At 69.5% G+C, this 26,369-nt stretch carries 22 protein-coding genes; 13 read left to right on the top strand and 9 right to left on the bottom strand.

All coding sequences use genetic code 11. The features are described 5' to 3' along the window. Positions 1 to 5 precede the first annotated feature (5 nt). Entirely contained in the window at positions 6 to 908 is a 903-nt protein-coding gene (sucD, locus tag G6N16_RS19880; RefSeq protein WP_083031208.1) for a succinate--CoA ligase subunit alpha, read from the top strand. Positions 909 to 993: 85 nt separating this feature from the next. On the opposite strand, the gene G6N16_RS19875 is transcribed toward sucD, so the two are convergent. Beyond that, complete coding sequence (locus G6N16_RS19875) at positions 994 to 1,329, bottom strand: hypothetical protein (RefSeq protein WP_133053031.1); 336 nt, start codon at positions 1,327 to 1,329, stop codon at positions 994 to 996. Positions 1,330 to 1,501: 172 nt separating this feature from the next. Between G6N16_RS19875 and G6N16_RS19870 the strand changes: the two genes are divergently transcribed. From G6N16_RS19870 to G6N16_RS19830, 9 genes are all read left to right on the top strand, one after another. Next, positions 1,502 to 3,031 carry an acetyl-CoA acetyltransferase gene (locus G6N16_RS19870; protein ID WP_083033806.1) on the top strand — a complete coding sequence of 510 codons (1,530 nt, stop codon included), beginning with the start codon at positions 1,502 to 1,504 and terminating at the stop codon, positions 3,029 to 3,031. Between the two features lie 26 nt (positions 3,032 to 3,057). Then, a complete protein-coding gene (locus tag G6N16_RS19865; protein WP_133053030.1) occupies positions 3,058 to 3,903 on the top strand; it encodes a sensor domain-containing protein in 846 nt (281 codons plus the stop codon). Between the two features lie 143 nt (positions 3,904 to 4,046). Then, positions 4,047 to 4,853, top strand: coding sequence for a DUF5336 domain-containing protein (locus G6N16_RS19860; protein WP_083033797.1), 807 nt, complete (start codon positions 4,047 to 4,049; stop codon positions 4,851 to 4,853). A 23-nt stretch (positions 4,854 to 4,876) separates the two neighbouring features. Then, positions 4,877 to 6,580, top strand: a complete 1,704-nt coding sequence (locus G6N16_RS19855; protein ID WP_179961222.1) for a cell division protein PerM — start codon at positions 4,877 to 4,879, stop codon at positions 6,578 to 6,580. A 66-nt stretch (positions 6,581 to 6,646) separates the two neighbouring features. Further along, positions 6,647 to 7,318: a phosphoribosylglycinamide formyltransferase gene (gene purN / locus G6N16_RS19850; RefSeq protein ID WP_179961221.1), complete on the top strand. Its 672-nt coding sequence runs from the start codon at positions 6,647 to 6,649 to the stop codon at positions 7,316 to 7,318. Positions 7,319 to 7,327: 9 nt separating this feature from the next. Next, positions 7,328 to 8,893 carry a bifunctional phosphoribosylaminoimidazolecarboxamide formyltransferase/IMP cyclohydrolase gene (gene purH / locus G6N16_RS19845; protein WP_083033795.1) on the top strand — a complete coding sequence of 522 codons (1,566 nt, stop codon included), beginning with the start codon at positions 7,328 to 7,330 and terminating at the stop codon, positions 8,891 to 8,893. Then, positions 8,893 to 9,795: a bestrophin family protein gene (locus G6N16_RS19840; protein ID WP_234806042.1), complete on the top strand. Its 903-nt coding sequence runs from the start codon at positions 8,893 to 8,895 to the stop codon at positions 9,793 to 9,795. The genes purH and G6N16_RS19840 overlap by 1 nt, the downstream gene beginning before the upstream one ends. A gap of 295 nt (positions 9,796 to 10,090) precedes the next feature. Continuing rightward, positions 10,091 to 11,482, top strand: a complete 1,392-nt coding sequence (locus tag G6N16_RS19835; RefSeq protein WP_083029418.1) for a sigma 54-interacting transcriptional regulator — start codon at positions 10,091 to 10,093, stop codon at positions 11,480 to 11,482. Between the two features lie 60 nt (positions 11,483 to 11,542). Then, on the top strand, positions 11,543 to 13,513 hold the full coding sequence (locus G6N16_RS19830) for a vWA domain-containing protein (protein WP_083029417.1): 1,971 nt from the start codon (positions 11,543 to 11,545) through the stop codon (positions 13,511 to 13,513). A 12-nt stretch (positions 13,514 to 13,525) separates the two neighbouring features. Here the strand turns inward: G6N16_RS19830 and G6N16_RS19825 are convergent, their stop codons facing one another. Continuing rightward, positions 13,526 to 14,380 carry a 3-hydroxyacyl-CoA dehydrogenase gene (locus tag G6N16_RS19825; protein ID WP_083029416.1) on the bottom strand — a complete coding sequence of 285 codons (855 nt, stop codon included), beginning with the start codon at positions 14,378 to 14,380 and terminating at the stop codon, positions 13,526 to 13,528. Between the two features lie 205 nt (positions 14,381 to 14,585). Between G6N16_RS19825 and G6N16_RS19820 the strand changes: the two genes are divergently transcribed. Further along, on the top strand, positions 14,586 to 16,016 hold the full coding sequence (locus G6N16_RS19820; RefSeq protein ID WP_083029415.1) for a metallophosphoesterase family protein: 1,431 nt from the start codon (positions 14,586 to 14,588) through the stop codon (positions 16,014 to 16,016). Here G6N16_RS19820 and G6N16_RS19815 read toward each other — a convergent pair whose 3' ends face one another. From G6N16_RS19815 to G6N16_RS19785, 7 genes are all read right to left on the bottom strand, one after another. After that, on the bottom strand, positions 16,017 to 16,610 hold the full coding sequence (locus G6N16_RS19815) for a DUF1707 SHOCT-like domain-containing protein (RefSeq protein WP_083029414.1): 594 nt from the start codon (positions 16,608 to 16,610) through the stop codon (positions 16,017 to 16,019). A gap of 94 nt (positions 16,611 to 16,704) precedes the next feature. After that, positions 16,705 to 17,493 (bottom strand): enoyl-CoA hydratase family protein, encoded by a 789-nt coding sequence (locus G6N16_RS19810; protein WP_083029413.1) that lies wholly within the window; start codon positions 17,491 to 17,493, stop codon positions 16,705 to 16,707. Further along, complete coding sequence (locus G6N16_RS19805) at positions 17,493 to 18,659, bottom strand: acyl-CoA dehydrogenase family protein (RefSeq protein WP_083029412.1); 1,167 nt, start codon at positions 18,657 to 18,659, stop codon at positions 17,493 to 17,495. The genes G6N16_RS19810 and G6N16_RS19805 overlap by 1 nt, the downstream gene beginning before the upstream one ends. A 28-nt stretch (positions 18,660 to 18,687) precedes the next feature. Beyond that, positions 18,688 to 20,667 carry an acetyl/propionyl/methylcrotonyl-CoA carboxylase subunit alpha gene (locus G6N16_RS19800; RefSeq protein ID WP_083029411.1) on the bottom strand — a complete coding sequence of 660 codons (1,980 nt, stop codon included), beginning with the start codon at positions 20,665 to 20,667 and terminating at the stop codon, positions 18,688 to 18,690. Between the two features lie 10 nt (positions 20,668 to 20,677). Next, a complete protein-coding gene (locus tag G6N16_RS19795; RefSeq protein ID WP_083029410.1) occupies positions 20,678 to 22,273 on the bottom strand; it encodes an acyl-CoA carboxylase subunit beta in 1,596 nt (531 codons plus the stop codon). A gap of 36 nt (positions 22,274 to 22,309) precedes the next feature. Next, the gene (locus tag G6N16_RS19790; RefSeq protein WP_083029409.1) at positions 22,310 to 23,458 is read right to left on the bottom strand and encodes an acyl-CoA dehydrogenase family protein; all 1,149 of its coding nucleotides are present in this window, start codon (positions 23,456 to 23,458) and stop codon (positions 22,310 to 22,312) included. 16 nt (positions 23,459 to 23,474) lie between these two features. Then, positions 23,475 to 25,157 (bottom strand): acyclic terpene utilization AtuA family protein, encoded by a 1,683-nt coding sequence (locus tag G6N16_RS19785; protein WP_083029437.1) that lies wholly within the window; start codon positions 25,155 to 25,157, stop codon positions 23,475 to 23,477. Positions 25,158 to 25,379: 222 nt separating this feature from the next. Between G6N16_RS19785 and rpmF the strand changes: the two genes are divergently transcribed. Continuing rightward, positions 25,380 to 25,553: a 50S ribosomal protein L32 gene (gene rpmF / locus G6N16_RS19780; RefSeq protein ID WP_083029436.1), complete on the top strand. Its 174-nt coding sequence runs from the start codon at positions 25,380 to 25,382 to the stop codon at positions 25,551 to 25,553. A gap of 91 nt (positions 25,554 to 25,644) precedes the next feature. Further along, positions 25,645 to 26,331 (top strand): response regulator transcription factor, encoded by a 687-nt coding sequence (locus G6N16_RS19775; protein WP_163787983.1) that lies wholly within the window; start codon positions 25,645 to 25,647, stop codon positions 26,329 to 26,331. Positions 26,332 to 26,369: the final 38 nt, after the last annotated feature.

Here is a 26,369-nt window from a genome sequence, read left to right as displayed (position 1 = left end):
TGGATATGTCGATCTTTTTGAACAAGGACAGCAAGGTCATCGTCCAGGGCATCACCGGCGGCGAGGGCACCAAGCACACCGCGCTGATGCTCAAGGCCGGCACTCAGGTGGTCGGCGGCGTGAACGCGCGCAAGGCCGGAACCACGGTGTCACATAAGGATTCTGACGGCAACGACGTCGAACTCCCGGTGTTCGCCAGTGTCGCAGAGGCGATGGAGAAGACCGGCGCCGACGTGTCGATCGCCTTCGTGCCGCCGGCGTTCTCGAAGGACGCCATCATCGAGGCCATCGACGCCGAGATCCCGCTGCTGGTGGTCATCACCGAGGGAATCCCGGTGCAGGACAGCGCCTATGCGTGGGCGTACAACGTCGACAAGGGCGCCAAGACCCGGATCATCGGCCCGAACTGCCCGGGCATCATCACCCCCGGTGAGGCGCTGGTCGGCATCACGCCGAACAACATCACCGGCAAGGGCCCGATCGGCCTGGTGTCCAAGTCCGGCACGCTGACCTACCAGATGATGTACGAGCTGCGCGATCTCGGCTTCTCCACCGCCATCGGCATCGGCGGCGACCCGGTCATCGGCACCACCCACATCGACGCCATCGAGGCGTTCGAGAAGGACCCGGAGACCAAGGTCATCGTGATGATCGGCGAGATCGGCGGCGATGCCGAGGAGCGTGCGGCCGACTACATCAAGGCCAACGTCACCAAGCCGGTCGTCGGCTACGTCGCGGGGTTCACCGCGCCGGAGGGCAAGACCATGGGTCACGCCGGGGCCATCGTGTCCGGTTCCTCGGGCACCGCGGCGGCCAAGAAGGAGGCCCTGGAGGCCGCCGGCGTCAAGGTCGGCAAGACCCCGTCGGAGACCGCGAAGCTGGCCCGCGCTCTGTACGAAGCGCTCTAACCCTTACCGGCGAGCGTGCGTGTCCCCGCCGGGGACACGCACGCTCGCCGTTTTTGCGGGCCACCCTCACCGGCGGGTCGGCCCGCTACCACTGCTTCGAGTTCCAGTTGATCAGGTCGTCGATCTTCTTCGAGCCGTTGCGGGTGGCCTTGCCGTTCTTGCTGTTCGTATGCTCCCAGCCGCACTTGTCCTCGATCGCGCTGGTGAGGCCGATGGTGTTGCTCACCGACGTGGTGTCCAGGTCGTGGGCCTTGAGCAGGGCCCGCTGGATTTCGCCCTGCTGCTTGAAATCGGCCCGCGCGTAGTCGTCGCACGTCGCGTTGGACTGCTCCGACCCCGGGCAGCCCGCGGTGAACGACGCCACGGTGAGCGCCGCCGCGCCCAGCAGCAACACCCGCTGGAACATCTGAGTCTTCGGCATCGATGATTCCCCTCGAAAGCGATACTTAGTCCGTCTCTGTATAGGCGTAGTCGACCGCGCGGCATCGCGCTATCGGCCGTTCGAGTGACACGGCGCCCACTCCCGTCGGCGTGACAAATACGCACCGTGGTGTAATACCGCACGTTCAGTCGTGGGCGAAAAGGAGCTGCCGATGACGGTCGATGCGCGGACACCGGTGCTGGTCGGGGTGGGGCAGTTCACCGAACGCATCGACGACGACGGCTACCGCGGCCGCTCGTCGGTCGAGCTCGCCACCGAGGCCGTGCGCGCCGCGCTGGCCGACACCGGCGCCGACCCGGCTGTCGTCGCCGAAGCCGTCGACACCGTCGCGGGGCTGCGCCAGTTCGAGATCTGCACCCCGGCCCCGCCGCCGCTGGGCGCCTCGGACAACTATCCGCGATCGGTGGCCCGCCGCATCGGCTTCGACCCCGCGCGGGCGGTGCTGGAACCGATTGGCGGCAACGGCCCGCAGAAGCTGGTCACCGAGTTCGCCGGTGAGATCGCGGCCGGCAACGCCGACGTCGTCGTCATCATGGGGTCCGAAAACGGCTCAACGCTAAGGTATTTCGCCAAGCGCGAGGACAAGCCGGAGCACGCCGAACAGGTCGGCGGCCAGCTGGAGAACCGCGGCTACGGCTACGAGTACTACATGACCGAGTACACCGTGGCGCACGGGCTGACCGGCGCGCCGGTGCAGTACGGGCTGCTCGACAACGCCCGGCGCGCCCGCCTCGGCGCGACCGTCGACCAGTACCGCCGGCAGATGGCCGAACTGTTCGCGCCGATGTCGACGGTGGCCGCCGCCAACCCGTACTCCTCCTCGCCGGTGGCCCGAACCCCCGCCGAGATCGCCACCGTCGACGAGTGCAACCGGATGATCGCCGACCCCTACCCACGGCTGCTGGTGGCGCGCGACCAGGTCAACCAGGGCGCGGCGCTGGTGCTGATGTCGGTGGCCGCCGCCCGCCGCCTCGGCGTCCCGGAAGCCAATTGGGTGTACCTGCACGGCCACGCCGACCTGGTCGAGCAACAGCTGCTGGACCGCCGTCACCTCGACGTCAGCCACGCCGCGACCGGCGCGGTGACCGAGGCGCTGCGGGTGGCCGGCATCGGGCTGGCCGACATCGCCACCTTCGACCTCTACAGCTGCTTCCCGTTCCCGGTGTTCGCGGTGTGCGACGGCACCGGCCTGGCCACCGACGACCCCCGCGGGCTCACCCTCACCGGCGGCCTGCCGTACTTCGGCGGCCCCGGCAACAGCTACTCGCTGCACGCCATCGCCGAAACGGTCCACCGGATGCGGGCACAGCCCGGGAGCTTCGGCCTGATCGGCGCCAACGGCGGCATCATGAGCAAATACTCGGTCGGAATCTATTCCGCCGCTCCGGCCCCGTGGCGCGACAACGACGACGCCGCCATCCAGGCCGGTATCGACACCGCCCCCACCGTCGCCTCGGTCCGCAGCGTCGACGGCGACGGCGTCATCGAGACGTACTCGGTGCGCTACGACTGGCCGGTGCGCACCGGCATCATTGTCGGGCGCACCGGCACCGACGACCGCCGGTTCCTGGCCGTTTGCACCGACCCGGCGCTGGTGGACCTGATGTCAAATGGTGATCCGCTGGGTGCCCGGATCGCCGTAGAGTTTGCTGACGGGGTCAATCGGGCCTCGCTGTACTGAAGAGGCTGCACTGACCGGGAGGCGTCGTGACCGCAGGCGGGTATTGGCAGCAGGCGCCCGGCGGGACACCCCCGCCGCCCCCGCCACCTCTGCCGCCCCAGGCGGCGACATCGGCGCAGCCGGGCGCCCCGTCGCGTCGCCCGCAGATCGTGGCGCTGGCCGTGGCGACGGTGGCCGTCGTCGCGATCTTCGCGGTGGCGTTCTACGCCTTCTCCACCGAAACCGTCGTCGGGACACCGATCGCCGGTGAGAAACCGGGTCCCGCGACGACGACCACCACGACGAGCGCGGCCATGGACGCCGACAACCTGCCGTCGCTGCTGTCCAGCCCGGCGGAGGTCTCGCAGCTCACCGGGGTCTCCGACCTGACACTCGGCCAGGTCTACGACGCACCGGACGTCCCGTCCGCGGGCGTCACCTACGCCCCCGCGGAGTGCATCTCGGCGACGTACAGCGGAATGTCGCAGGCCTACGACAACACCGGTTACACGAGCATCTACCAGACCCGGGTGACCAACTCGGCGACCGGCGCCAGGCAGGTGCTCATCGACCAGGGACTGGTGCTCTATCCGGATCAGGCCACCGCACAGCGCGCGTTCGACGCCTACCGGGCGCTGTGGCAGCGCTGCGGCGCCGGCTTCTCCCGGACGTCCTACGGCACGACGACGCAGCTGACGGTCACCCCGCCCGTCGACGCCGGAAACGGGATGCTCGGCATGACCGTCGTCGACCCCGACGACAACGCCCAGGGCATCGACCGGGTCATCGCCATCAAGGGCAGCCTGATGGTGGACTGCCAGACCATCGCCACCCCGCTGCTGTCCAAGGCGTCGGTCGTCGCCAAGCGGATCCTCGACCGCATTCCCAACTGAGCGGCCCGCGGCGCGCCCGGGCACACCGTCAGTTGGCGCGCACCGCCGCAACCCCGGTGCGCTAGCGTGGAAGACCGACGCGGCGCGTACCGAACGAGGGGTGCGTCGCGGTTGACCCTGGAATCAACCCGCAAGGAGAGACCATGACCTACCCACCCGGCAGCCCCGGCGGCTACCAGCCGCCGCAGCCTCCCGCCCCGCCGGTCGGCGCCCCGGCGCCGAGCGCCGCGGCGGTCGAGCCGGGCCCGAGCCAGCTGCCGTTCTTCGTCAACATCGGCGTGGCGGCCCTCGGCGTGCTGGCCTACCTGGCGAACTTCGGTCCGACCTTCGTGAGCAGCATCGGCAGCGTGACCATCAGCGCCAGCAGCCCTCAGCTGGTGCTGTGGTCGCTGCTGGGCGCGCTGGTCGCCGCCGTCGGCCTGGTGCCGTCGGTCAAGCACACCGCCGCGCCCGCCGCGGTGCTGAGCGTCCTCGGCCTGCTCTACGTCATCCAGTCCGTCGTCTCGGTGGGCGAAGCTACGGATTACGGCTTCGCCATCTGGCTGGTGCTGCTGCTGGTGCTGCTGCAGGCCGGCGCCGCCGTCATGGGGCTGCTGTTCGACTCGGGCGTCGTGACCCCGCCGGCCCCGGCGCCCAAGCAGGACTTCGGCGCCTACGGTGCCTACGGCGCCCCGAGCGCGCCCTACGGTGCTCCCGGCGCCCCGGGCGGCCCCGGCTACCCGTCGCAGTACGGTGCCTACCCGCCGCCCCCGCAGCCGGGTTCCGGTGGCTACCCGCCGCCTCCGGCCCCGCAGGGCCCGCCGACGCCGCCGACCGGCTACCCGAGCTTCAGCCCGCCGCCGGCCGTCGGTTCCGCACCGGATCCCGCGGCGCCGGCCGGGCCGACCCAGCAGATCCAGACCGGACAGCCGCCGATTCCGCCGGCGTCCGGGCCCACCCCGTCGCTGTGATCCGGTCTTTCGACCGGGTGTGAATGGCGGATAACCGCGTAGCGGGGGCGGGGCAGGCCCGGGATTTGGTCCGGGTCGCCTTCGCCCCCGCACTCGTTGCGCTGGTCATCATCGCGGCGTTGGTGCTGCTGCAACTGCTCATCGCCAACAGCGACATGACCGGCGCCTTCGGCTCGATTGCCAGCATCTGGCTCGGTGTTCACCAGGTCCCGATCACCATCGACGGGCGGATGCTCGGCGTCATGCCGCTTTTGCCCGCGGCGTTGATGGTGTGGGGCACCGCGCGGACCACCGCGGCGGCCACGCCGGTCAACGCCTCGTGGTTCGTCATCCGCTGGGTGATCGCCTGCGCGCTGGGCGGTCCGCTGCTGATCGCCGCGGTGGCGCTGGCCGTCATCCACGACGCGTCCTCGGTGATCACCGCGCTGCAGACCCCGGCCGCGCTGCCGGCCTTCGGTCTGGTGCTGACGGTGCACGCGGCCGGTGCCGTCATCGGCGTGGGCTCGCGGGTGGGTGTCCGGGCACTGACGGCGGCGGGCCTGCCCGCGTGGGTCTTCACCTCGGTGCGCGCCGCCATCGCCGGGCTGCTCGCACTGTTCGCGCTGTGCGGCGTGGTGACCGCGCTGTCGCTGGTGGTGCACTGGGGCTCCATGCACACCGCCTACGGCGTCACCGACTCGATCTTCGGTCAGTTCAGCCTGACACTGCTGGCGATCCTCTACATCCCCAACGTGATCGTCGGCATGTGCGCCATCGCGGTGGGCTCCAGCGTGCACATCGGATTCACCGTGTTCTCGGCGTTCACCGTGATCGGCGGTGACGTCCCCGCGTTGCCGATCCTGGCCGCCGCGCCCACCCCGCCGCTGGGACCGGTGTGGGTCGCCTGGCTGATCATCGCCGCCGCAGCCGGTGTCGCCGTCGGTCAGCAGTGCGCGCGACGGCCGCTGCCGCTGGGCCCGGCCGCCACCCAGTTGGGCTGCGCCGCGCTGCTGGCCGCGCTGCTGGCCGCCTCGGTGGCCCAGTTGGCCGGCGGTCAACTCGGCAACTTCGGGGAGATCGGGGTGGACCAGGCGACCTTCGGCCCGGCGGTCTTCCTGTGGTTCACCGCCGTCGGCGCGGTCACCGTCGCGATGGCCGGCGGCCTGACCCGGGCGCCCAAGCCGGTACGCGTCGGCGCGGCCGACGTCGAGGAGACCGAGGAGTTCGACGACGGCGGGCCCGTCGAGGACGACGAGGCCTACGGCGAGTACTACGACGACGACTTCGACGAGGGCTTCGACGATCCCGACGCCGACACCGCGGCGTTCGCCAGCCCGGCCACCGGCCCGATCGGCGAGCTGCCCGGTGAGCCGGCCACCGACGTCGACCCCCGCGAGCAGCCCCCGGTGCTGCGGCTCGGGCCCGAGCCGGCGGAGAAACCGGCCCGCCGGATCCGCCGGCCACGCTGGACCCGCCGTCGGGCACATCCGGCCGAACCGCCGGTATCGGGCATCGACGCCGATACCGACCCCGGGGCCGAATGGCCCGCCGAACCTTTCGAGAGTCCGGCTCGCTACGACGACCTCCCCGATGCCGAGGACCTGCTCGACATCGGCCCCGACGCACCGCCGCCCGCGCCGCCGATGTCACCACCCCGGGCAGCTCCGCCGCCCCCGCCGCCTCGGTCCGGTGGCTTCGACGACCTGCCCGATCCCGAGGATCTCTTCGACGCCGACGACGGACGGTGACCACCGGCGGGCGACGCCGCATCCCCTCCCACGGGACAGTGCGCTCTATCCGATTAAGCTGCTCGCGTGCCGAAACCCACCGCTGACCCCGAGCCCCCGCGGCTGCGGCTGGTGGTGCTGGCCTCCGGCACGGGTTCGCTGCTGCGGTCGCTGCTGGCCGCCGCGACCGACGACTACCCGGCTCAGGTGGTGGCCGTCGGCGTCGACCGGGATTGCCCGGCCGGCGCGATCGCCGCTGCGGCGGGGCTGCCGGTGTTCACCGTCGCGCTGGGCGACTATGCCGAGCGCGCGGACTGGGACGCTGCGCTGACCGCCGCGACCACCGCGCACGCGCCGGATCTGGTGGTGTCGGCGGGTTTCATGAAGATCCTCGGCCCGGCGTTCCTGGAGTGCTTCGGCGGCCGAGCCATCAACACCCACCCCGCGCTGCTGCCGTCGTTCCCCGGAGCGCACGCCGTCGCCGATGCCCTGGCCTACGGGGTCAAGCTCACCGGCGCGACCGTGCACCTGGTCGACGCCGGAGTGGACACCGGCCCGATCCTGGCGCAGGAGGGGGTCGCCGTCGGCGATGACGACGACGAGGCGTCGCTGCACGAACGGATCAAGACCGTCGAGCGGCGACTGCTGGTGGATGTGATCGCCGCGATCGGTCGTGGCGGCATGAGTTGCAACGGACGGCACGCCCGGATCGGCGCCGCGCACGCGGCATCGGGCGGGCCCGGCCAGGAAAACCGATAAGGAGTACCGATGACTGCCAAACGAGCGATCCGCCGGGCGTTGATCAGCGTCTACGACAAGACCGGGCTGGTGGACCTGGCTCGCGGTCTGCACGACGCCGGCGTCAGCCTGGTCTCCACCGGTTCGACCGCGAAAACCATTGCCGATCACGGCATCCCGGTCACTCCGGTAGAGGAGGTGACCGGCTTCCCGGAGGTGCTCGACGGCCGGGTGAAGACCCTGCACCCCAAGATCCACGCCGGACTGCTGGCCGACACCCGCAGGGCCGAACACGTGGCCGCCCTCGAGGAACTGGGTGTGCAGACCTTCGACCTGGTGGTCGTCAACCTGTACCCGTTCTCCCAGACCGTGGAATCCGGTGCCGCGCCCGACGAATGCGTCGAGCAGATCGACATCGGCGGCCCGTCGATGGTGCGCGCGGCGGCGAAGAACCACCCGACCGTCGCCGTCGTGGTGGACCCGCTCGGCTACGACGGGGTGCTGGCCGCGGTGCGCACCGGCGGATTCAGCCTGGAGGAACGCAAACGCCTTGCCGCCCTGGCATTCCGGCACACCGCCGAGTACGACGTCGCGGTGGCGTCCTGGATGGGCACCGTGCTGGCACCCGAAACTGGTGCCGACGAAGCGCTGCCGCAGTGGTTCGCCGGCGCCTGGCGGCGCACCGCGCAGCTGCGCTACGGCGAGAACCCGCACCAGCGCGCGGCGCTGTACGCCGACAACGCCGGCTGGCCGGGCCTGGCCCAGGCCGAGCAGCTGCACGGAAAAGAGATGTCCTACAACAACTTCACCGACGCCGACGCCGCCTGGCGCGCGGCGTTTGACCATGAAGACATCTGCGTGGCGATCATCAAGCACGCCAACCCGTGCGGCATCGCCGTTTCCGACGTTTCGGTCGCCGACGCGCACCGCAAGGCCCACGAGTGCGATCCGCTCAGTGCGTTCGGCGGGGTGATCGCCACCAACACCACGGTCAGCGTCGAGATGGCCGAAACCGTCGCCGGCATCTTCACCGAGGTGATCGTCGCGCCGGCCTACGAGCCCGGTGCCGTCGAGATCCTGTCCGGCAAGAAGAACATCCGCATCCTGGTCGCCGCCGAGCCGATGGAGGGGGGAGCGGAGTTCCGCCAGATCAGCGGTGGATTGCTGGTGCAGACCCGCGACGTGCTCGACGCCGACGGCGACGACCCGGCAAACTGGACCCTGGCCACCGGTGACCCGGCCGACCCGAAGACGCTGGCCGATCTGGTGTTCGCCTGGCGGGCCTGCCGGGCGGTGAAGTCCAACGCCATCGTGATCGCGGCTGACGGCGCCACCGTCGGTGTGGGTATGGGCCAGGTCAACCGGGTCGACGCGGCCCGGTTGGCGGTGGAGCGGGCCGGGGACCGGGTGTCGGGTGCGGTCGCGGCCTCCGACGCGTTCTTCCCGTTCCCCGACGGGCTGGAAACCCTCACCTCGGCGGGTGTGCGGGCGATCGTGCATCCGGGCGGATCTGTCCGCGACGACGAGGTCACCGCGGCCGCCGCGGCGGCGGGCATCGCCCTGTATCTCACCGGGGCCCGGCACTTCGCCCACTGATGCTGATCCGCAAGCGCATCCCGGTACGGATGGTGGTCGGCGGCACGTGGCACGAACTGCTGCTGGCCGCCGGTATCACCGTCGGGACGTTCTTTGCCGACAAGTACCTGGCCAGCAGCGACTTGACCTTTCCGCCGGTGATCCCGACGCTGCTCGGCACCGCGCTGGCGTTCTTCATCGGTTTCACCAATAGTCAGGCCTACGACCGGTGGTGGGAGGCGCGCACGGTGTGGGGTGCACTGACCAACGAATCGCGGTCCTGGGCCAGGGACTGCGTGTATCACATCGGCGGCGATGACGGACACGCTGAACGGATGGTGCTCCGCCACATCGCTTTCGTCTACGCGCTGAAGGCCAGTCTGCGCGGATACCCCGAAGCACGGTTCGAGTACGAGGCCGCCGGCTATCTATCCGACGACGAGTTCGCCGCGCTGCGTGCCAAGCGCAATATGCACAACGCGCTTTTGGATTGGCAGAGCCGAGATCTGGAGATGCTGCGGGTGGGCGGGAGGATCGACGGGTTCAAGTTCCTCGCGCTCGACGAGCGGATCGTCAGGCTCTGCGACGAGATGGGCAAGTCCGAGCGGATCCGAAACACCGTCTTCCCGCCGACGTACAACTACTACACCCGGGTGTTCGTGTGGGTGTTCATCGCCTGCCTCACCGTCGTGCTGTCCACCTCCGTCGGTGTGGTCGGTATCTTGCTGGCGTTCGTGGTGGGTTACGTGTTCCTGGTGACCCAGGGCATCGGGATGACGCTGCTGAACCCGTTCGCCCCCACCATGTTCGGCACCCCGCTGGACCAGATCAGCCGGACCATCGAGATCAACCTGCTGGAGATGCTGGGCCGCACCGACCTGCCCGAGCCCTGGCCCGTCGTGCACAACGACTACGTGACCTGACCGGGTGTGCGCCGGCCGGCCGCAGTCTGCACCAGCCGGTGGTGGCGTCGGCCCGCTTCGGGTGCACGCAACTGGTCTTTCAACCCCGCCGCGCGGGTTGACCGACCACTTACGTACACCGCGTGCCGGCGGCGCCCGGCAAAACCGCAGGTCGACGGAATGCATGGCGGGCACCCGCGTTCCTAAGTGGTCTTTCAACCCCGTCGGGTCGGTTGACGGACCAGTTACGTGCCATATGACCCCCCAACTCGGGGGAGCGCAGGACCCCGCGGCGGGTACGTCGTAACTTGGAGAGGTGACTGCACCGAACGGCTTGGCCCGCACCGTGGGCGAACTGCGCGCATCCGGACACCGCGAGAAAAGCGTCAAGGAGGAGATCCGGGACAACCTGCTGGCCGCGCTGGCCGCCGGCGACACCGCCGAGACCATCTGGCCGGGGATCCTCGGCTTCGACGACACCGTCCTGCCGCAGCTGGAGCGCGCCCTGATCGCCGGGCACGACGTGGTGCTGCTCGGCGAACGCGGCCAGGGCAAGACCCGGCTGCTGCGCTCGCTGATCAACCTGCTCGACGAGTGGACCCCGGTGATCGCCGGCTCCGAACTCGGCGAGCACCCCTATGACCCGATCACCCCCGAGTCGAAACGCCGGGCCGCCGAATCCGGCGACGACCTGCCGATCGAATGGCGCCACCGCAGCCAGCGCTACACCGAGAAGCTGGCCACCCCCGACACCTCCGTGGCCGACCTCGTCGGCGACATCGACCCGATCAAGGTCGCCGAGGGCCGCAGCCTGGGCGACCCGGAGACCATCGCCTACGGGCTGATCCCGCGCGCGCACCGCGGCATCGTCGCCGTCAACGAGCTGCCCGACCTGGCCGAACGCATCCAGGTGTCGATGCTCAACGTGATGGAGGAGCGCGACATCCAGATCCGCGGCTACACCCTGCGGCTGCCGCTGGACGTGCTGGTGGTGGCCTCGGCCAACCCGGAGGACTACACCAACCGCGGCCGGATCATCACCCCGCTCAAGGACCGCTTCGGCGCCGAGATCCGCACCCATTACCCGGCCGAACTCGACGCCGAGGTCGGCGTCATCGCACAGGAGGCGCACCTGAGCGCCGAGGTGCCCGAATACCTGTTGGCGATCATCGCCCGATTCGCCCGGCTGCTGCGGGAATCCACCTCCATCGACCAGCGCTCCGGGGTGTCGGCCCGATTCGCCATCGCCGCCGCCGAGACCGTCGCCGCGTCCGCGCGCCACCGCGCGGCCCTTCTCGGTGAGGACGAACCGGTGGCCCGGGTGGTGGATCTGTCCACCATCATCGACGTGCTGCGCGGCAAGCTGGAATTCGAATCCGGCGAGGAGGGCCGAGAGCAGGCGGTGCTCGAACACCTGCTGCGACGGGCCACCGCCGACACCGCCGCCCGCGCGCTCGGCGGCCTGGACGTCGGGCCGCTGGTGGTCGCGATCGAGGCGGGTTCCCCGGTGACCACCGGCGAGCGGGTGTCCGTCGTCGACGTCCTGGCCTCGCTGCCGGAGCTCGCGGTGCTCGATGACGTTGCCGAACGCCTCGGCGCCGACAGCCCGGCGCGACGGGCCTCGGCCGCCGAATTGGCTTTGGAGGCACTGTATCTGGCCAAGCGGATCGACAAGACCACCGGCGAGGGCGAAACGGTCTATGGGTGATGGCCGGACGACGATGAAGCGGTGAGGAGTACGGCGCATGAGGGATGAGGAGTGCGGCCCATGAGCACAAGCCGCCGGCTGACCCGGTACTCCCGCTACAGCGGCGGGCCGGACCCGCTCGCCCCGCCGATCGACCTGCGCGAGGCACTGGAGCACATCGGCGAGGACGTGATGGCCGGCGCCTCACCCCGGCGCGCCCTGTCCGAACTGCTGCGCCGCGGCATGAAAGACCTCAAAGGCACCGACCGGCTGGCCGCCGAGGCCAACCGCAAACGCCGGGAACTGCTACGCGATCACAACCTCGACGGCACCCTCGCCGACGTCAAGCGCCTGCTCGACGAGGCGGTGCTGGCCGAACGCAAGGAACTCGCCCGGGCGCTCGACGACGACGCCCGGTTCTCCGAGCTGCAGCTGGAGGCGTTGCCGTCGTCCCCGGCCAAGGCTGTGCAGGAACTGTCCGGCTACGACTGGCGCAGCGCCGAGGCCCGTGAAAAGTACCAGCAGATCAAGGATCTGCTCGGCGCGGAGATGCTCGGCCAGCGGTTCGAGGGCATGAAGGAAGCACTCGAAAACGCCACCGACGAGGACCGTGCCGCCGTCAAACAGATGCTCGACGACCTCAATGAACTGCTCGACAAGCACGCCCGCGGCGAGGACACCGACGACGACTTCGACGACTTCATGGCCAAGCACGGCCAGCACTTCCCGGAAAACCCGCAGAACATCGACGAACTGCTGGACTCGCTGGCCAAACGCGCCGCGGCCGCCCAGCGTTTCCGCAACAGCCTCTCGGCCGAGCAGCGCGCCGAACTCGACGCCCTGGCACAGCAGGCCTTCGGTTCCCCGGAGCTGATGGACGCCCTGAACCGGCTCGACTCGCACCTGCAGGCCGCCCGGCCCGGTGAGGACTGGACCGGCGAGCAGCAGTTCTCCGGCAACGACCCGCTCGGCATGTCGGAGGCCACCCAGGTGATGGCCGACATCGGCGAACTGGAAGAGCTCGCCGAGCAACTGTCCCAGGGCTACGCCGGGGCCTCGATGGAGGACGTGGACCTGGACATGCTGGCCCGCCAGCTCGGCGACGAGGCCGCCGTCGACGCCCGCGCGCTGGCCGAACTGGAGCGCTCTCTGATGGACCAGGGCTTTCTGGACCGCGGTTCCGACGGCAACTGGCGGCTGTCGCCGAAGGCCATGCGGCAGTTGGGCAAGGCCGCGCTGCGCGACGTCGCCGAGCGGCTGTCCGCGCGACACGGGGAACGCAACACCCGTCGCGCCGGTGCCGCCGGTGAGCTGACCGGCGCGACCCGGGCGTGGGAGTTCGGCGACACCGAGCCCTGGAACGTCACCCGCAGTCTGACCAACGCGGTGCTGCGCCGCGCCGGTACCGGTGAGGACGGCCCGTTGCGCCTGACCGTCGACGACGTCGAGGTGTCCGAGACCGAGACCCGCACCCAGGCCGCCGTCGCGCTGCTTGTGGACACCTCGTTCTCCATGGTGATGGAGGACCGCTGGGTGCCGATGAAGCGCACCGCGCTGGCGCTCAACCACCTGATCAGCACCCGGTTCCGCTCCGACGAGCTCCAGGTGATCGCGTTCGGCCGGCAGGCCCGCACGCTGACCACCGCCGAACTGACCGGGCTGGAGGCCGCCTACGAGCAGGGCACCAACCTGCATCACGCGCTGCTGCTGGCCGCCCGGCACCTGCGCCGGCACCCCAACGCCGCGCCGGTGGTGCTGATCGTCACCGACGGTGAGCCGACCGCGCACCTGGAGGATTTCGGTGACGGCGCCGAGGCGTTCTTCGGGTATCCGCCGCACCCGCGGACCATCGGGCTGACCGTCCGGGCGTTCGACGAGGTCGCCCGCCTCGGCGCGCAGATCACCATCTTCCGCCTCGGCGACGATCCCGGGCTGGCGCGGTTCATCGACCAGATCGCCCGACGGGTGGGCGGCCGGGTCATCGATCCCGACCTCGACGGCCTGGGTGCCGCCGTCGTCGGCGACTACCTGACCTCGCGCCGCCGCCGCTGAACTGTTTGCAGCTCAGGTGTACTTGTAGAAGCCCTCGCCGGACTCCAGGCCGAGCTTGCCCTGGTCGATGTAGTTCTTCTTCAGCCAGGCGGCGAGCTGCTTCTCCTCGTCGGTGCCGGCGGCCATGATGTTGTAGCCGGTGCGCATGCCGACGACGTCCCAGATCTGACAGGGCCCGGCCGGTGCGCCGGTGCCGACCCGCCAGGTCTCGTCGACATCGCCCGGGTCGGCGTAGCCGCCGGCGACCAGTTCCATGCCGGCCCGCAGGAACGGCACCAGCAGTGAGTTCAGCACGTAGCCGGCCTTCTCCTTGTGCAGCTCGATCGGGACCATGCCGATGGCCTTGGCGAATGCGACGACCTCGGCGTAGACCTTCGGGTCGGTGTCCGGGGAACCCATCACCTCGGCGGTGTTGTGCAGCCAGATCATGTTGGCGAAGTGCAGGTTCAGGAACCTGTCCGGGCGGCCGGTGAAGTCTTTGAGGTCACTGGGCAGCAGCGTCGAGGAGTTGCTGGCAAAGATGGTTTTCGCCGGTGCCAGCTTGTCGAGCTTCTCGTAGGTTTCCCGCTTGAGGTCCAGGATCTCCGGCACCGCCTCGACGACCAGGTCAGACTGGGCGGCCGCGGCCAGGTCGGTGGTCAGGGTGAGCCGGTCCAGCGCCGCCTTGGCCGCGTCGGCGTCGACCCCGGCCACCGACTTCACGTAGGTTGCGGCGAGCTTGTCGAAGCGGCTCCGGGCGGTCGTCAGCGCGTCGTCGTTGATGTCGTAGACGGTGACGGGGAAGCCCTTGATCGCGGTCTGGAAGGCGATCTGGGAACCCAGCACCCCGGCGCCGAGCACCGAGACGCTGCTGATGGTGGGGGACATGTGACTCCGGTCGTCGGTAGGGGCGGCTCGGTGGGACGGAATGGCCGATCGGGACGGTTTTGCGGCTACACCGAGCCTACCGCCGGGCGATAGGGGCGAGGTGGCACATTGTCGGTCCGACCACCTAAGATGAACCTGAAAAAGGCCTCGCCTTCTCGATTGAAACCGATGGCAGACGGCTGAGACACGGACCGGGGGAACTCGCATGCCACGCAAGCCCATCTTGTCGGCGGGTGTCGCGCTGGTGTCCGCAGCGGCCATCGTGGCCGCCGGGCCGTCGCTGTTCGCGCCGGGCAGCGGCCAGGTCGAGGCGGCCCCGGGTTCCAAGCCGCTGGAAAACGTGCACGTCGGCTACCGGATGACGTCGTTGTCGGACATCACGCTGCAGGGATTCCTGGACGCGTTGTCCAACGGTTATACGGGCACCGTGTTTGAACCTGATCCGGATTACCCGGCGAATGTTGAAATCGGCAGTCCATTTGCGGCGGCCTACTACTTGGTGGACAAAGCGCTCGGCTCAGGTGTGGAAGCCGATGACTGGTACTTCTGGGCTGGACCTCAGGCTGGACTGGAGGTCGGGTTCAGCGAACTGACCGGCGGCCCGGACACGCCGCAGGCCGCCGTCGCGCATTACCTGCTGAACCCTCTGGATGCGGTTTACCTGGCTGGAAATTCCCTCGGGGACGGCATCGGTGATCTATTACTGCAGCCGGGCGTGATTCCTATGCTTTTGGCAGTGTCCGCAGCCGATCTGGTGAGCACGGACTTGGGCGACGTCCTCAACACTCTGTTCTTTGAAGATGAACAGGGCAACCACGGGACGTTTGCCGCCACGGCGGTGGTGATCAAGAAGGTCCTGCAGCAGGTGTCGAACACCCTGGGCATCGACGTCCTGGGCACGCCCGTCGGATCATTGGTGGACCAGCTGGCGAAGGTCGGCGCCCCGAAGACCGAGGTCGCATCGCTCGTCGGCGACACCACTCGCGGTGTCAACCCGTCGAATGGTGAAATCGGCGGCAACGAAGACCTCGGAGCCGCCGACCAGAAAGACGCCAAGCTGACGCAATCGTTCGCGGTGGCCAGTACAGAGGCTCAAACCCTCGTCCCGGGCAAGGTTGTCGACAAGAAGCTTGCGTTGGCAGCTCTCCCGGCGGCCCAGCCTGCGGCTGAGGTCACCCCGCCGGCGGCCGCCACGGAGCCCTCGGTAACGCCCGACGTTGCTACGAAGGGCAATCTCATCACGCCGGTCGTCGGCGCGGCCGCGCCCACTGTCGCCGTTGCCGGAGAAGATGCCGAGCACCCGGTCGGCGCCACCGCGGCCAAGGACCAACTGAGCGAGCAGAACCTCACCGTGAACGACGGCGTCGGTTCGGGCCCGTCAACCGCCAAGAAGGCCCCCGGTCAGAAGAAGGCCTCGGGTGCCAACCTCGGTCAGCGGATGCAAGACACCACGAACCGCATCACGGGTGGTCTGCAGAAGGCCGGCGAGCGGATCTCCAATGCACTCAGCGGCGGGTCCCAGAAGCAGACTGTCAAGAAGGACGACGGCGGGCAGCAGGACGCCAAGCCCAAGAACGACGGCGCCGGTAAGTCCTATGGCAAGAAGGCCAAGAAGCAAGAATCGAAGGGCGAGTAGTCAGCTGATCTCGTTCGGCGTCTGACGACGTCGTTTCTTGCGGCGGACGGTGACACCGCCCCACAGCGAGAAGCCGCGGACCGTCACCACCGGCGCGCCCGGTGTCCCCTCGCCGGCGGTGTGATCCTCGAATGCGCCCATCACGCTGGCGCCGTCGACGGTGACGTTGACCTCCGGTGGCAGCAGGATGGTCTGGCCGCCCATGATCGAGTAGGCCTTGATCTCCACGTCGGGCGAGGTGAAGTCGGCATACCGCAGGTCCACCACCCCGCCACCCCACAGCGAGAACATGGTCAGTTTCCGCGGCACGTTCCAACGACCGCGCCGCTCGAAACCGCTCATGATCCCCAGCAGTGTCGTCGACGGCGCCGGCTTGCAGGCGCCGCGGCGGGTATTGGCGATCTCGGGCAGGTCGGCGGTCAGCCGGTCCAGCTCGGCGTAGGTGGTGGCCGAGTACGCACGCGCCAGTCGGTCCTCGTACTCACCGAGATCCAGCCGGCCCGTCGCAGCCGCATCGGTCAGCAACTGGGCGAGCTGAATCCGATCGGTATCATCCGCGCGCGGCGGCGCGTTCTTCCGGGCTGACTCACTCATCGCCCTCAGAGCCTACGACGAATGGCCGCCACCGCATAGACGACGCGGGTGGCGAATCGATGTCATCCCAAAAGCTCCGCGAGCCGGCGTCGGCCTAGTCACCCGCCGGCAGCGCCCATTCCGGCGGGCGTTTCTGCAGGAAGGCCAGCATCCCCTCGTGCGCCTCGGCGGTGGTGAACAGCCGCGCCGACTCGGTGGCCAGCCGATGCGCATCCCGGTCGAAGACGGCCAGGATCGGTGCCGTCGTCAGCGCCTTCGAGGCCGCCAGCCCCTGCGGGGAGCCCTTGCGGAGATCCTCGACGAAGCCCGACAGCGCGGCGTTGAGGTCCTCGGCGGTGCCGGCGGCCACCGTGACCAGACCGATCTCGACGGCGGTGGCCGCGTCGAACGTCTCCCCGGTCAGGAAGTAGCGGCCGGCCGCCCGCGGGGAGAGCTTCGGCAGCAGGGTCAGCGAGATCATCGCCGGCGCCACCCCGATCCTCGCTTCGGTCAGGCCGAAGGTGGAGTTCGGGCCGGCCAGCACCAGGTCGCACGCGCCGATCAGGCCCATCCCACCGGCCCGCACGTGCCCGTCGACCACTCCGATCACCGGCCGCGGGCACTCCAGGATGGCTCGCAGCACCGCCGTCATCTCGGCGGCCCGGCCGGCCGCCATCTCCTCTGGGGACGCGCCCGACACCTCCGACAGGTCGGCTCCGGCGCAGAACGTCCGTCCGGCGTGGGTCAGCACCACCATGCGCACCGAGGGGTCGGCCGCGGCATCGTCGAGGCGCCCGCGCAGCTGGGTGACCAGCGTGGTGGACAGCGCGTTGCGGTTGTGCGGCGAGTTCAGCGTCAGCCGCGCCACCCGGTCGGTGACGCTGTACTCGACGAGCTGATCCATCAGTACGACCGGGGCAGACCCAGCGAGGTCTGCGCGACGAAGTTCAGGATCATCTCGCGGCTGATCGGCGCGATCCGGGCCAGCCGCGACACCGTCACCATCGAGGCGACGCCGTATTCGACGGTCAGGCCGTTGCCGCCGTGACACTGCACGGACTGGTCGACTGCGCGCACCGATGCCTCGCCGGCGGCGTACTTGGCCATGTTGGCGGCCTCGGCGGCGCCCCAGTCGTCACCGGAGTCGTACAGGGCCGCGGCCTTCTGCATCATGAGCTTGGCCATCTCAAGCTCGATGTGGATGGCGGCCAGCGGGTGCGCCAGGCCCTGATGGGTACCGATCGGCTGCTTCCACACCTGGCGGGTCTTCATGTAGTCCGACGCCTTGTTCACGGCCAGCCGGCCCAGGCCGACGGCACTGGCCGAACCCATGATCCGCTCCGGGTTCAGCCCGGCGAACAGCTGGGCGATGGCGGCGTCTTCGGCGCCGACCAGCGCGTCGGCGGGCAGGCGCACCTCGTCGAAGAACAGCTGGAACTGCGACTCCGGGCTGACCAGTTCCATGTCGATCTTGGTCCAGCTCATTCCCGGGGTGTCGATCGGGACGACGAACAGCGCCGGTTTGAGGTTGCCGGTCTTGGCCTCCTCTGTGCGGCCGACCACCAGGATCGCCTGCGCCTGGTCGACGCCGGAGATGAACACCTTCTGGCCCGAGAGGATCCAGTCGCTGCCGTCGCGGCGCGCGGTGGTGGTGATCCGGTGCGAGTTGGACCCGGCGTCGGGTTCGGTGATGGCGAACGCCATGGTGATCGACCCGTCGGCGATGCCCGGGATCCAGCGCCGCTTCTGCTCCTCGGTGCCGAACTTGGAGATGATGGTGCCGTTGATGGCGGGGGAGACCACCATCATCAGCAGGCCGCACCCGGCCGCCGACATCTCCTCCATCACCAGTGACAGTTCGTACATGCCGGCCCCGCCGCCGCCGTACTCCTCGGGCAGGTTCACCCCGAGGAAGCCGAGCTTGCCGGCCTCGTTCCACAATTCGGAGGTGTGCTGCCCGGCGCGGGCCTTCTCCAGGTAGTACTCCGGGCCGTAGCCGCCGGCGAAGTCGGCGACGGCCTGGCGCAGCGCGCGGCGCTCCTCGTTCTCGATGAATCCGGTGTCGGTCATGGGGTTTCTCCTGTGGGTTTCGGGGTTTTCAGTTCTCGGGTTCAGTGACCAGGGCGAGGACCGTGCCGACGTCGACCTGCTGGCCCGCGGTCACGTTCAGCTCGGCGAGCACCCCGTCGTTGGGGGCGGCCAGGGTGTGTTCCATCTTCATGGCCTCCAGCACCAGCAGCGGCTGGCCCGCCGTCACGGTGTCCCCGAGCGCGGCGGCGACGCGGATCACCATGCCGGGCATCGGGGCGACCAAGGAGCCGGGTGCCACCGTCGAGCCCGGTTCGACGAAGCGGGGGACGGCGACGAATTCCACACCGCCGGGGGCGGTGTCGACGAACACGCGGTCACCGTGGCGGGCGACGGTGTAGACCGCCTCGGCTGCCGAACCACCGTTCTCGACGGCCAGGACCACGCGGTCCGGGCCGGCGGCGACGACGCGCACTCCCTCGTCCTCGGGCAGCAGCACACCGTCGCGGGTGTACCGGTAGGCGACCCGGTATTCGGTCTCCTCCGGCTCGGCCCGGAACACCTTGTGCTGGTCGCCGGAGACCACGTTGCGCCAGCCGGCGCGGATGCCGGGAAACGCGGTGGCGGTGACGCGGTTGTGTTCGACGGCGGCCAGGGTGGCGGCGACGGCGCAGAGCCGGACGCTCGCCTCGTCCAGCAGCGGTGCGGCCAGAGCGGCCAGGCCGTGGGTGTCGAAGAACGCGGTGTCGGTGTCGCCGGCGAGGAAGGCCGGATGTCGCAGGACGTTGACCAGCAGGTCCCGGTTGGTGCGCACCCCGTGCAGCCGGGTGCGCGCCAGTGCGGCGGACAGCATCGCGGCGGCCGCCCGCCGGGTCGGTGCCACCGCGATGACCTTCGCCAACATCGGGTCGTAGTGGACCGAGACCGTCGAACCGGTGACGATCCCGCTGTCCAGCCGAATGCCCGCACGGCGCGGGTTGTCGAATTCGGTCTCGGTGTTGGGCACGTCGAAGTGTTCCACGGTGCCGGTCTGCGGCAGCCAGTTGCGGGCCGGATCCTCGGCGTAGAGCCGGACCTCGATGGCATGGCCGGTCGAGGCGGGCGGCTGAGCGGGCAGCCGGTCCCCGTCGGCGACGGCGATCTGCAACTCCACCAGGTCCAGGCCGGTGGTCGCCTCGGTGACCGGGTGCTCGACCTGCAGCCGGGTGTTCATCTCCAGGAAGAAGAAGTCCCCGTTGTCGTCGGCGAGGAACTCCACGGTGCCTGCACCGGTGTAGCCGATCGCGGTGGCCGCCAGCCGCGCGGCGTCGAACAGCCGCTCGCGCATGCCCGCGACGCGTTCGACCAGCGGTGCGGGCGCCTCCTCGATGATCTTCTGGTGCCGGCGCTGGATGGAGCATTCCCGCTCACCGACGGCCCACACGGTGCCGTGCGCGTCGGCGAGCACCTGTACCTCGATGTGGTGGCCGGTGGGCAGATAGCGCTCGCAGAACACCGTCGGATCGCCGAACGCCGTCGCGGCTTCACGTCCGGCAGCGGCGACCTCGTCGGCCAGCGCCGACAGTTCGGTCACCACACGCATCCCGCGACCGCCACCACCGGCCGATGCCTTGACCAGCACCGGCAGCGCGTCAGCGGTGACGGTGGACGGGTCGAGCTCGGCCAGCACCGGAACGCCGGCGGCGTCCATCAACTTCTTGGACTCGATCTTGGAACCCATCGCGGTGACCGCCGCCACCGGCGGGCCGATCCAGGTCAGCCCGGCGGCGATCACCGCCGCGGCGAATTCGGCGTTCTCGGAAAGGAATCCGTAGCCGGGGTGGATGGCGTCGGCACCGGACACCCGGGCGGCGTCGATGATGACGTCGATGTCGAGGTAGCCGCGGATGTCGTCGAGGCGCACCCGGGCGTCGGCCTCGGCGACGTGCGGCGCCTCGGCGTCGGGATCGGTGTAGACCGCGACGGTGCCCAGACCGAGGCGGCGACAGGTGTGGAACACCCGGCGGGCGATCTCCCCGCGGTTGGCGACCAGAACCTTGGTGATGCTCATGCGCGTTCCCCTACATCCGGAAGACGCCGAAGTTCGACGTCCCCTCGATCGGGCCACTGGCGATGGCGGACAGGCACATTCCCAGTACCGTTCGGGTGTCGCGGGGGTCGATCACCCCGTCGTCGTAGAGCCGCCCGGACAGGAACATCGGAAGTGACTCGGCCTCGATCTGGGCCTCGACGGCCGCGCGCAACGCCGCGTCGGCCTCCTCGTTGAACGCCTGGCCGCGGGCCTCGGCGGCGGCGCGGCTGACGATCGACAGCACACCGGCCAGCTGCGCGCCGCCCATCACCGCGGACTTTGCCGACGGCCAGGCGAACAGGAACCGCGGGTCGTAGGCACGTCCGCACATCCCGTAGTGCCCGGCGCCGTAGGAGGCGCCGATCAGCAGCGAGATGTGCGGCACGGTCGAGTTGGAGACGGCGTTGATCATCATCGATCCGTGCTTGATCATCCCGCCCTCCTCGTATTCCCGGCCCACCATGTAGCCGGTGGTGTTGTGCAGGAACAACAGGGGAGTGTCCGACCGATTGGCCAATTGGATGAACTGGGTGGCCTTTTGGGACTCCTCGGAGAACAGCACGCCGCGGGCGTTGGCAAGGATCCCGACCGGATAGCCGTGCACCGACGCCCAACCGGTGACCAGCGAGCTGCCGTAGAGCGGCTTGAACTCGTCGAAATCGGAGTCGTCGGCGATCCGGGCGATGACCTCGCGCGGGTCGAAGGGGATGCGCAGATCGGCACCGACGATGCCGATCAATTCCTCGGCGTCGAAGCGCGGTTCGGCGTACGGGCGGGGCGCGGGTCCCTGCTTGGTCCAGTTGAGGCGGGCCACCACGCGCCGGCCGATGCGGATGGCATCGAGTTCGTCGACGGCCAGGTAGTCGGCCAGACCCGAGGTGCGCGCGTGCATTTCGGCGCCGCCCAGGGCTTCGTCGTCGGACTCCTCGCCGGTGGCCATCTTGACCAGCGGCGGCCCGGCCAGGAACACCTTGGACCGTTCCTTGATCATCACGACGTGATCGCTCATCCCGGGGATGTAGGCGCCGCCGGCCGTGGAGTTACCGAACACCAGTGAGACGGTGGGGATTCCGGCGGCCGACAGCCGGGTCAGATCCCGGAACATCTGCCCGCCGGGGATGAAGATCTCCTTCTGGGTGGGCAGATCGGCGCCACCGGATTCCACCAGGGAGACCACCGGCAGCCGGTTCTCGCATGCGATCTGGTTGGCGCGCAACGTCTTGCGCAGCGTCCACGGGTTGCTGGTGCCGCCCTTGACGGTGGGATCGTTGGCGACGATCAGGCAGTCGACGCCCTCGACGGCGCCGATGCCGACGATCACCGAGGCCCCGACCTGGAAATCGCTGCCGTAGGCGGCCAGCGCGCACAGTTCCAGGAACGGCGAGTCCGCGTCGACGAGGGCCTCGATGCGTTCCCGGGCGGTCATCTTGCCGCGTGAGCGGTGCCGGCTCACGTACTTCTCGCCACCGCCGGCCAGCGCCTTGGCCAGCTCGGTATCGAGTTCGGCGAGTTTGGCGGTGGTCGACTCGGCGGCCTCGCGATAGCCGGCCGAGCCGGTATCAAGGGCGGAGGTCAGCGTGGTCACATGATGTCCTTTCCCGGATCAGGAAGTTCGGCCGGATCAGCCCTGGAAGCCCAGCAGTTTGGCGGCCAGGCTGGTCAGGATCTCGTTGGTGCCGCCGCCGATCCCGATGATGCGCATATCGCGGTACTGGCGCTCCACTTCGCATTCGGTCATGTAGCCCATGCCGCCGAACAGCTGGACCGCCTGGTTGGCCACCCACTCGCCGGACTCCACGGCGGTGTTCTTGGCGAAGCACACCTCGGCGATCAGGTCGGTCTCGCCGGCGAGCTGGCGCTCCACCAGAGCGTGGGAGTAGACCCGGGCTACGTCGATACGGCGGGCCATCTCCGAGAGGGTGTTCTGCACGGCCTGGCGGGTGATCAGCGGGCGGCCGAAGGTCTCTCGGTCCCGGCACCACGCCACGGTCAGGTCCAGGCAGCGCTGGGCGCTTGAATACGCCTGGGCGGCAAGGCCGATCCGTTCGGAGACGAACGCCGCCGCGATCTGGAAGAAACCGCTGTTCTCCGCGCCGACCAGGTTGGCCACCGGAACGCGCACGTCGGAGTAGGACAGTTCGGCGGTATCGCTGGAGCGCCAGCCCATCTTGTCGAGCCGGCGGGTCACCTCGAAGCCGGGTGTGCCCTTCTCCACCACGATCAGCGAGACGCCGCCGGCCCCCGGGCCGCCGGTGCGCGCGGCGGTGACGACGAAGTCCGCGCGCACGCCCGAGGTGATGTAGGTCTTGGCGCCGTTGATCACGTAGTGGTCGCCGTCGCGCTCGGCGCGAGTGGTTAGGTGCCCGACGTCGGAGCCGCCGCGGGGTTCGGTGATGGCCAGCGACCCGATCATCTCGCCGCGCAGCGCCGGGATCGCGAACCGCTCGATGAGATCCCGGTTGCCGGAGGCGATGATGTGCGGAACGGCGATGCCGCAGGTGAACAGCGAGGCGAAAGTTCCACCGGGAACACCGGATTGGTGCAGTTCCTCGCACACGATCACGGCGTCGGCGCCGTCGCCGCCGGAACCGCCGGCGGACTCCGGGAACTGCACGCCCAGCAGGCCGAGCTCGCCGGCCTTGCGGTGCAGATCCCGCGGGATCTCACCTGCGCGCTCCCACTCGTCGGCGTACGGCAGGATCTCCCGCGCGGCGAAGTCGCGCACGGTGGCACGCAGTTGCTCGCGCTCGGGGGTGTTCCAGATGCTCACAGAAGTCTCTTCTTCCTCATAGGAGTTCCTCGGGGACGTCCAGGGAGCGGCCGCGTAGCCATTCGGCGAGACCTTTGGCCTGCGGGTCGAAGCGGGCGTTGTCGGCCACTCCGGTGCCCAGGATGTCTTCGACGACGAAGTTGACCGCCCGCAGATTCGGCAGCACGTGCCGGGTGACCGGCAGTTCGGCGGTTTCGGGCAGCAGTTCGCGCAGCTTCTCCACGGTCAGGGTGTGCGCAAGCCAGCGCCACTGCTCCTCGGTGCGCACCCACAGTCCGATGTTGGCCGATCCGCCCTTGTCGCCGCTGCGGCCGCCGGCGATGGTGCCCAGCGGAACCCGGCGGGTGGGGCCGCCCGGCAGCGGCTCGGGCAGCTCCGGCTCCTCGGCCGCCGCCAGCACCAGCGTTTCAGCGGCCGGTGCAATGTCGATGCGGGTGCCGTCGGCGTGCACGGCGATGTGCGGCACCTCGGCCGCGTCGACGTACCCGGCCGCATAGGCGCCGTACACCTGTCCCTCGCCGGGCGGGGCGGTGACGTGGAAACCCGGATAGCTGGCCAGCGCGAGCTCGATGCCGGCGCCGGTGAAGGCGCGCCCGACCTTCGCCGGATCCGGGTCGCGGACCGTGCAGTGCAGCAGCGCGCTGGCAGTCTCCTCGGTATCGGCGTCGGGGTGATCGGTGCGGGCCAGCGTCCAGTCCAGCTCGGCGGGAGTCACCGTCATCGCCGCGGCGAGCTGGCGCTGCAGCAGATCGGCCTTGGCCTCGATATCGAGACCGGTGAGCACGAAGGTGACCGAATTGCGGAAACCGCCGATCGAGTTGAGCGAGACCTTCAGCGTCGGGGGCGGCGGTTCCCCGACGGCCCCGCTGATGCGCACCCGGTCCGGGCCGTCGGCGTCGACACAGATGCTGTCCACCCGGGCGGTGACGTCGGGGTTGGCGTAGCGGGCACCGGTGATCTCATACAGCAGCTGTGCGGTGACGGTGTCCACGGTGACCGCGCCGCCGGTACCGGGATGCTTGGTGATCACCGAGGAGCCGTCGTCAAAGATCTCGGCCAGTGGGAAACCGGGGTGGATGAGGTCCGGGATCTCCCGGAAGAACGCGAAGTTGCCGCCGGTGGCCTGGGTGCCGCATTCGATGACGTGCCCGGCCAGCACCGCTCCCGCCAGCCGGTCGTAGTCGGCGCGCGCCCAACCGAAATGCGCGGCGGCCGGCCCGACGATCACCGAGGCGTCGGTGACCCGGCCGGTCACCACGACGTCGGCGCCGGCGTCGAGGCAGTCGACGATGCCCCAGGCACCCAGATAGGCGTTTGCGGTCAGCGGAGTGCCCAGCCCGAGGTCGTCCGCGCGGCCCACCAGGTCGTCGCCCTCGACGTGGGCGACGTTGACCCGCAGGCCCAGGCGGTCGGACAGGTCGCCGATGGCGGTGGCCAGACCGGCGGGATTGAGGCCGCCGGCGTTGGCGACGATGCGCACGCCTCGGTCCTGCGCCTCGCCCAGGCAGTCCTCCAGCTGGCGCAGGAAGGTGCGGGCGTAGCCGCGGTCGGGGTTCTTCATCCGGTCCCGGCCGAGGATCAGCATGGTGAGTTCGGCCAGGTAGTCGCCGGTGAGGTAGTCCAGCTCACCGCCGGTGAGCATTTCCCGCATGGCGGCGAGCCGGTCGCCGTAGAAACCCGAGCAGTTGCCGATCCGCACCGCCGTCACAGACTCTCCCGCCCATCGTTGTACGTTCCGCCGAACCTACCAACCGGGTGGTCGGTTATCCAGTACCGCGGGTTGCATTGCCATCGGCCGGGTCGCCCGACGCCTGGGATTTTGGAGCGGGCCGACTCCACCGGCTATCGTGGGGGACAACTGTCGCCGTTGGCGTGCGTTCATCCCGCCCGACGGATCCTCGAAGCAAGGGAGATGTACGTCATGGCTGTGCCGAAACGCCGGATGTCGCGTTCCAACACCCGTTCGCGTCGCGCGCAGTGGAAGGCCGAGGCCACGCCGCTGGTCAGCGTGACCGTCGCCGGTCGCGCCCACAAGGTGCCGCGCCGGCTGCTCAAGGCCGCGCGCCTGGGCCTGGTCGACCTCGACAAGCGCTGACCCGAGAACCCGCGGCGCACCGTAATCGCTCTTATCGCGATGCGGCGCGCCTCTCAGCGCGCTCTCAGGTGGTGCGATAACACTGATGCCCGTGCGAATTCTTGTCGTCGACGACGACCGTGCGGTGCGTGAGTCGCTGCGCCGATCCCTGTCCTTCAACGGTTACAACGTCCTGCTGGCCGAGGACGGCGTAGAGGCGCTCGACGTGATCACCAACGATCGCCCGGACGCGGTGATCCTCGACGTGATGATGCCGCGACTGGACGGCCTGGAGGTATGCCGGCGGCTGCGCAGCACCGGTGACGACCTGCCCGTCCTGGTGTTGACCGCCCGCGATTCGGTGTCCGAGCGGGTCGCCGGACTCGACGCCGGCGCCGACGACTACCTGCCCAAACCGTTTGCGCTGGAGGAACTGCTGGCACGGATGCGGGCGCTGCTGCGCCGCACCACCCCCGACGACGGCGGCGACTCCGCGGCGATGACCTTCGCCGACCTGACCCTGGACCCGGTGACCCGTGACGTCACCCGCGGGGATCGCCACATCAGCCTGACCCGCACCGAGTTCGCACTGCTGGAGATGCTGATCGCCAATCCTCGCCGGGTACTCACCCGCAGCCGGATCCTGGAAGAGGTGTGGGGTTTCGACTTCCCGACCTCGGGCAACGCCCTGGAGGTCTACGTCGGCTACCTGCGCCGCAAGACCGAGGCGGAAGGCGAACCGCGGCTCATCCACACCGTCCGCGGGGTGGGGTACGTGCTGCGTGAAACGCCGCCGTGACCAGGTGGGGCTCCGGGGGTCGTTTCATCGGTCGGCCT

Origin of the sequence: Mycolicibacterium insubricum, from assembly GCF_010731615.1 — a bacterium.
GTDB classification, from domain to species: domain Bacteria; phylum Actinomycetota; class Actinomycetes; order Mycobacteriales; family Mycobacteriaceae; genus Mycobacterium; species Mycobacterium insubricum.
This window is presented reverse-complemented; position numbering and strand designations above follow the sequence as displayed.

Excerpts from the sequence above, each read along its gene's own strand:
- G6N16_RS19840 (WP_234806042.1), top strand. The coding sequence starts at position 8,893 with ATGCTGATCCGCAAGCGCATCCCGGTACGGATGGTGGTCGGCGGCACG.
- G6N16_RS19825 (WP_083029416.1), bottom strand. The coding sequence starts at position 14,380 with ATGTCCCCCACCATCAGCAGCGTCTCGGTGCTCGGCGCCGGGGTGCTG.
- G6N16_RS19815 (WP_083029414.1), bottom strand. The coding sequence starts at position 16,610 with ATGAGTGAGTCAGCCCGGAAGAACGCGCCGCCGCGCGCGGATGATACC.
- G6N16_RS19870 (WP_083033806.1), top strand. The coding sequence starts at position 1,502 with ATGACGGTCGATGCGCGGACACCGGTGCTGGTCGGGGTGGGGCAGTTC.
- G6N16_RS19805 (WP_083029412.1), bottom strand. The coding sequence starts at position 18,659 with ATGACCGACACCGGATTCATCGAGAACGAGGAGCGCCGCGCGCTGCGC.
- G6N16_RS19830 (WP_083029417.1), top strand. The coding sequence starts at position 11,543 with ATGAGCACAAGCCGCCGGCTGACCCGGTACTCCCGCTACAGCGGCGGG.
- purH (WP_083033795.1), top strand. The coding sequence starts at position 7,328 with ATGACTGCCAAACGAGCGATCCGCCGGGCGTTGATCAGCGTCTACGAC.
- G6N16_RS19860 (WP_083033797.1), top strand. The coding sequence starts at position 4,047 with ATGACCTACCCACCCGGCAGCCCCGGCGGCTACCAGCCGCCGCAGCCT.
- G6N16_RS19810 (WP_083029413.1), bottom strand. The coding sequence starts at position 17,493 with ATGGATCAGCTCGTCGAGTACAGCGTCACCGACCGGGTGGCGCGGCTG.
- sucD (WP_083031208.1), top strand. The coding sequence starts at position 6 with ATGTCGATCTTTTTGAACAAGGACAGCAAGGTCATCGTCCAGGGCATC.
- G6N16_RS19820 (WP_083029415.1), top strand. The coding sequence starts at position 14,586 with ATGCCACGCAAGCCCATCTTGTCGGCGGGTGTCGCGCTGGTGTCCGCA.
- G6N16_RS19800 (WP_083029411.1), bottom strand. The coding sequence starts at position 20,667 with ATGAGCATCACCAAGGTTCTGGTCGCCAACCGCGGGGAGATCGCCCGC.
- G6N16_RS19855 (WP_179961222.1), top strand. The coding sequence starts at position 4,877 with ATGGCGGATAACCGCGTAGCGGGGGCGGGGCAGGCCCGGGATTTGGTC.
- G6N16_RS19875 (WP_133053031.1), bottom strand. The coding sequence starts at position 1,329 with ATGCCGAAGACTCAGATGTTCCAGCGGGTGTTGCTGCTGGGCGCGGCG.
- rpmF (WP_083029436.1), top strand. The coding sequence starts at position 25,380 with ATGGCTGTGCCGAAACGCCGGATGTCGCGTTCCAACACCCGTTCGCGT.